Source organism: Coriobacteriia bacterium (assembly GCA_031292615.1).
GTDB lineage: Bacteria > Actinomycetota > Coriobacteriia > Anaerosomatales > JAAXUF01 > JARLGT01.
This window is the reverse complement of the sequence record JARLGT010000018.1, coordinates 1-5,862: the sequence shown is the minus strand read 5'-3', so window position 1 is coordinate 5,862 and position 5,862 is coordinate 1. Positions and strand designations below refer to the sequence as shown.

Annotated in this window: 5 protein-coding genes; 4 read left to right on the top strand and 1 reads right to left on the bottom strand. The window is 62.3% G+C overall.

From position 1 onward, the window contains the following. The first annotated feature begins 804 nt into the window (after positions 1-804). Complete coding sequence (locus P4L93_01755; GenBank protein MDR3685669.1) at positions 805-1,866, top strand: 6-bladed beta-propeller; 1,062 nt, start codon at positions 805-807, stop codon at positions 1,864-1,866. 294 nt (positions 1,867-2,160) lie between these two features. On the opposite strand, the gene P4L93_01750 is transcribed toward P4L93_01755, so the two are convergent. After that, a complete protein-coding gene (locus tag P4L93_01750; GenBank protein MDR3685668.1) occupies positions 2,161-3,288 on the bottom strand; it encodes a beta-propeller fold lactonase family protein in 1,128 nt (375 codons plus the stop codon). A 342-nt stretch (positions 3,289-3,630) separates the two neighbouring features. Here P4L93_01750 and P4L93_01745 point away from each other — a divergent pair, with 342 nt between their 5' ends. The 3 genes from P4L93_01745 to P4L93_01735 all read left to right on the top strand — a co-directional run. Continuing rightward, positions 3,631-4,389 carry an AzlC family ABC transporter permease gene (locus tag P4L93_01745; protein ID MDR3685667.1) on the top strand — a complete coding sequence of 253 codons (759 nt, stop codon included), beginning with the start codon at positions 3,631-3,633 and terminating at the stop codon, positions 4,387-4,389. Then, complete coding sequence (locus P4L93_01740) at positions 4,383-4,712, top strand: AzlD domain-containing protein (protein ID MDR3685666.1); 330 nt, start codon at positions 4,383-4,385, stop codon at positions 4,710-4,712. Before P4L93_01745 ends, P4L93_01740 begins: the two co-directional genes overlap by 7 nt. A gap of 236 nt (positions 4,713-4,948) precedes the next feature. Next, on the top strand, positions 4,949-5,862 hold a 914-nt coding region (locus P4L93_01735; GenBank protein MDR3685665.1), incomplete at its 3' end, for a hypothetical protein.

Here is a 5,862-nt window from a genome sequence, read left to right as displayed (position 1 = left end):
CGTTGGCCGAACTAGTCAATCTGCGCGGGCTGGATGAGTCGGTGTAGACGACGAGTCGGGCGAAGCTGGCGGGGCGCGTCGAACTTCTACACGAGGTGCTGTCCACTGGTCTACAGGGACTGCTGGATCTTGAACGAGGGCGATAGCTCGAGTGATATGCACGCTGTCATCATCCTCACCCTGCAAGGCTGCTCTTCCCCGGTCAGCTAGTGCGAAGTGCCGCATCTTGACCAGGGTTACGTGACACCCGCATCACATCCAGCCGCCTACACGGGGCCTGACGTGCATCTATGACATGACTGAAAATCCCCGTGTCGGCGGTTCAAGTCCGTCTCTGGCCACCATCAAATACCCGGAGCCTCGCCGACCTCGGCGGGGCTTTCTTGCTGTCTGAGCTGCGGATTTGTCAGTTCCGCCGACTCCGGCTTTGCCTCCGTTCCGCTCCGACGGTGTCGTCGCTCGGCTCTACCAACAGAGTCCATTTCACGTTCGAGACGTAAGAACTACGTAAGAACGGGAGCGAGGCCGGCAGAGACGGGTCGTTTTCGGCCACACGCGACATCGACGTGGAGCCACCACCTTCGGAAGCCAGCGAAGTGACTTCGATGCGAGGCTCTAACCGGCGGCTTTGTGGGAGTGCACTCTGCCCATGCCGGGATGTCTTGACTCCACCGCAACACCGCAATAGAGTGAAGAATACTTAGCGGGTACCGTACGGTCTTGCGAAGACTCACTCACAAGCGTTCCGCCTCCGCACGGTCACGAGGCGATGGCTGAAGCTATCGCAGGAGTGGGGAGTTCTCCATGGGCAACAGGTTCGCCTCCAGGAGTCTGGTCGGGATGCTCGTCTTGGCGCTAGGCGTCAGCATCATCTTGTTCGGTCCGGCAGCTGCCTTCGCTTCTGGCGGCACGTATCTCCGCCAGTGGGGTAGCTTCGGTAGCGGCAACGGCCAGTTCAACAACCCGTGGGGCGTAGCGGTCGATTCGTCCGGCAACGTCTACGTCGCCGATGTCTACAACGCTCGAATCGAGAAGTTCACCAACACCGGCACGTATCTCACGCAGTGGCCGATCTACAACCCGAGCGGCTATCCGTGGGAAGTGTCGGTCGATCACCAGGGCCACGTGTGGGTCTCTGATAACCAGAACAGCTACGTGGAGGAGTTCTCGAACACCGGCAGCGTGATGAACGAGTGGGACGGCTCCGGGAGTGGCGCTCAGTATCAGCTTCTCTACCCGGCTGGCATGGCTTTCGACTCCGCCGGCAACGTCTATGTCGCTGACGACGGCAACAACCGAGTCATTGAGTACAGTCCCACCGGGACGTTCATCCGCCAGTGGGACGGTTCGTCGAGCGGGACCGCGTTCCTCGGGCCTTGGGGGCTGGCGACCGACTCCTCCGGTGACGTGTATGTTGTCGACAACTACAACAACCGGGTGGTGGAGTTCACTGCCACCGGTGGATACATCCGTCAGTGGGGCGCCGCCGGCACCGGGAACGGTCAGTTCAACCAAGCCTGGGACATTGCTCTGGACTCGCAGAACAACGTCTACGTGTCGGACTCGACGAACTGCCGAATCCAGGAGTTCACCGCGACAGGCACCTACGTCGCACAGTGGGGGACTCCGGGCACCGGCAACGGCCAGTTCACGCCGAACGGAGGCGATGGGTGGGGTCCCGGGGGTCTGGCCATCAGCTCGGCAGGAGACGCCTACGTTGTGGACCACGGCGGAAACCGAGTCGAGGAATTCCTAGTGACGGAGCCCACGGCCACGCCGGCGTCGTCCGACTGGAGCCTTGCGCTTGCGGCAATCCTCGGGCTCGTAGTCGTAGGTGTGGCCGCAAAGCGTGCTCGTCTGAACTAGATATCACTACGTGTGGAATGGAGACCCTCGCTGGAGTCGATCTGGCGGGGGTCTTTGCATCGGAGAGATTCGTCCACTACGTCACTTTGTACAGGACAACATAGTCCCTTTGTGTGGGTGACCTGCTGGTTTCCCGGGACTGCCTGTCCCGAGTCTGATTGGCCTCGCGGCTGGCAGCAGCGCAGACTCCTTGCGCGACACGGCACGTCGCACGGCGTATCGAACGACAACAAGAGGAGGCCCGGATGAACCGAGCCTCCTCGGCGTGCTCTGACGTACGTGCAGGTAGGTCGCTTACCAGCTCACGAGTCCGCTTGCACTGGCCGGCAGGGTGCCGAACGAGCCGATGCTCTTCAGCATGCCGTGATCTCGAACCTTGAAGGCCACGACGTTGTGCGAGCCGGCAGCCAGGTTGTAGAGGAACCGACCATCATGAGGCATGCCTAAGTCGAGCGGTGTGCTCGCTGTGACTGCGGCGCTCTTGCCAAGCGTTAGAGCGCCGTTGGCCTTGACCTTGTAGATCGAGATGTCGTTGCTGTGCGCATCAGACGTATACGCGTACCGTGCGTCAGGCGAACAGACCACCCAGCACGGTGCCAACTGGAAGTCGGGCACCGACCCGCTGATCAGGCTGAACATGGTGGGCGTCACGTTGTAGGACGACAGCGCCCCGATGGCTGCCTCGGAGACGATGAGCTTGCCGTGGTTGGTGAAGTCGAACCCGTAGGGGCCAGCGCCGTTCGAGGTGTGAACCATGGGCGGCCCGGCGACTCCGCCGTTGACCGCATAGGAGTCGATCATGCCGGTCGACTTCTCGGTGACGACCAGAACGCCGCCCCAGGGCTTGAAGCCGATCTGCTCGGCGACAGGCGCCACTCCGACTCCCAGGTTGCTCAGCGGCTGGACCGAGCCGGCGATCGGAGACAAGTGCCCGTGTTTGTCGACGCGGAATCCGGCGATATTTCCGCTTCCGCCCGCGTCAAGCACGTAGACCCACTTGTCATGGACCGCGACGCTGATTGGCATCGTGCCGACCGATGGGACTCGATCCACCCACTTGAGTCCCTTGTCACGGACGCTGAACACGCTGATGTCGTTACTACCTGCGTTGACGGCGAAGAGCCACTTGCCGTTCTCGCTCAGTATGACGGCGCCCTGCGAGCCAAGTCCGCTCCCCGTACCCGATCCGCCGGTCGAGACCGTACCGCCTGGTTTGAGCGAACCATCAGCCCTTCGCAGGAAGACGGCGATGTTGTTGCTGACTTCGTTGGTCTGGACGTAGACGGCCCCGACGAAGTGGTCCTTCTTGTGATGGTCCTTACCGTGGCCTCTCGCGAGAGCGACCGTCGGCAGGAGTAGGACCGAGCTGGCCATGACCACGGCCAGGGCAATTGCCAGACGTTTCTTGAACTGACTCTGCATGCATCTCACCTCGCTCGTAGACGCACGGGCCGGATGCCCGCACCCGCTTGTGTCTACCCAGAGCTTTCGAGGCACTGCAGACCGACTTGACGAGTGGCGGGGCTCTTCGGGCGCACGGTCGTTTCTGGTCCTTGGACGGTAAGGTCGGCCTAAGGACGGACGATAGCCTGTGCTAATAGCGCGGGGTGACGTCTCTGGCCACCATAGAAACTCCGAAGGGTCGGGCCGATGCGGTCCGACCCTTAGTGCGTCCCGAGACGGGCGCCAAATCGGCGATACTGTAGCTTCCCGGCAGCCACAAGGCCTCCGTGTACTGCACCGCAGCGCAGCCCGAAGACAGGATTGGACGTAGCCACCCCAGTGACCAGCGACGGCGCGAAGCCAACAGCGGCGGACAACCGGCACCAGTTCTGGCTCGCGCTGGTCAAGACATGGCCGCTTGCGCTCGGCGCGATTCCGTTCGGCCTCGCGTACGGGATCATCTCAATCCAAGCGGGCCTTACTGTCGCCGAGACCATGCTGATGTCGCTGGTGGTCTTCGCCGGGGCGTCGCAGTTCATGGCCGTCGTAATGATTCAGGCTGGAGCGGGCATTCCGCTGATCGTGCTGTCGACCTTCCTCGTCAACCTCCGGCACCTCGTCATGGGTCTCTCGATATCCCCGTACCTGTCGGAATCCACATCGTGGTGGCAGCGCGTTCTCGCGTTCGGCATGACGGACGAGTCCTATGTCACCTCGGTCACGCACTACCGGGAGCAAGAAGAAGAGCAAGGCAACCCCTACTTCATGCTGGGGTCGGGCGGGACGATCTACGTTGTGTGGGCGATTGCCTCTCTGGTGGGTGCGCTTGCCGGTCATGCCATCGCCGACCCGCTGAAGTGGGGTCTGGACTTCGCGATGCCAGCAGCGTTTCTCACGATGCTGCTGCCGCAGATCGTGTCTCGGCGAATCGCCGCAGTGGTCGTGGTCTCCGCGACGGTTGCCACCGCGTCGTACGTGCTCATCCCCGGCAAGTGGTACATCATCCTGGCCGTCGTAGCCGCGACCGCGACCGGAGTCGTGCTCGAGACGCTCGCCGAGAAGCGGGCGCAGCCATGCTAAGGCCCTACTACGTCATCCTCATCCTGCTGATGGCGGCCGTGACGTATGCCTCGCGCGTCGGGCTGATCGGCGTGGCGAAGCAGGTCCAGATTCACCCGCTGCTTCGCCGCTCGCTCGAGTACGTGCCTGTCTCGATACTCGCGGCGCTCGTCTTCCCGGCGGTGTTCGCTCCGTCGGGTCACATGCAATCGCCCGTCACCAACATCTACGTGTGGGCTGCTGTTATCACCGCTGGAGTGCTGCTAGGCACTCGGCGGCAGTGGCTCGCCATCGTGCTGGGGGTTGCGAGCCTAGTGCTCCTGCGGCGGGTGGTAGGCGCCTAGTAAGCGGCTGGTAGGCTTGTCCTGTGCCTCGAGTGTTGTTGTGTGGCCCGCTTCGCCGCGAACGCACGCCGTTTCGTGGAACTCCTGTGGAGAACCCGCAAAATCGGGTTACTTAGATTGCCTAAGTAAAACTGAGCGCGCACAATCTCCCCGGTCGGACAAGCGAGGAGATGCGAATGGGCTCGATGGTGCGTGGTGCGCGCAATGCCTTCAGAAGCGTGCTGAGGACGGTCTCGGTGGCGCTCATAGTAGGCGTGACGATTGGGTTGGCGCTGACGATGGTGCTCTCGGTCGAAGCGGTTCAGCTGCGCATCGACAGCGTGAAGGCCTCGATCGGTAGCCGAATCACGCTCTCTCCCGCCGGTTCGGTCATGGGCGTGGGCGGCGTGCCGCTCACCTCGACTCAACTGGGCGACTTGGGGGGCATCCCCCACGTCACCAAGGTCATAAAGACGATGAGCGCGCAGATTCAGCCTGGCGTGGACACCAACCTGCAGACGTCGGTGCAGCTACCCGCGCAGGCCGGAAGCTCGATGGGCGGCGTGACGATGCCGGTCTTCGGCCAGAGCACCGACCACATCGCCGACTACAAGATCACCTCCGGGCACGACATGAAGTTGACTGCCGGCACCCTGATCGACACCTCGAGTGACACCAACCTCGCCGACGTGGGCGCGGGCATCGCCCAGAAGAACGGGTTGAGCGTCGGTTCGAAGTTCAAGGTCTATGGCGCCGACATCACCGTTGCGGGCATCTTCGATACGGGCAACATGTGGTCGAACAACGCCGTCGTCTTCCCAATCAAGACACTGCAGCGCCTGTCCGGTCGCCCGGACCAGGTCTCGATGGTCTACGTGCAGGTGGATTCGCCCGAGAACATCTCGGCTGTCCAGGGAACGATCGCAGACAACGTCGGCGGAGCCGCCGACATGACCACCACTCAAGACATCCTCGACCAGGCCATCGGGCCCCTGCAGGACGTGAAGAAGGTCGCCACTCAAGTGCTGATCGTGGGGCTGATCGCGGGCGCTTTCATCATTTTCCTCAGCATGCTGATGATCGTCAGTCAAAGGCGCCGCGAGATCGGCGTGCTCAAGGCGATTGGCGCATCCAACGCCGAGGTCGTTGGCCAGTTCGTCTCAGAGGCGCT

Excerpts from the sequence above, each read along its gene's own strand:
- P4L93_01740 (MDR3685666.1), top strand. The coding sequence starts at position 4,383 with ATGCTAAGGCCCTACTACGTCATCCTCATCCTGCTGATGGCGGCCGTG.
- P4L93_01755 (MDR3685669.1), top strand. The coding sequence starts at position 805 with ATGGGCAACAGGTTCGCCTCCAGGAGTCTGGTCGGGATGCTCGTCTTG.
- P4L93_01750 (MDR3685668.1), bottom strand. The coding sequence starts at position 3,288 with ATGCAGAGTCAGTTCAAGAAACGTCTGGCAATTGCCCTGGCCGTGGTC.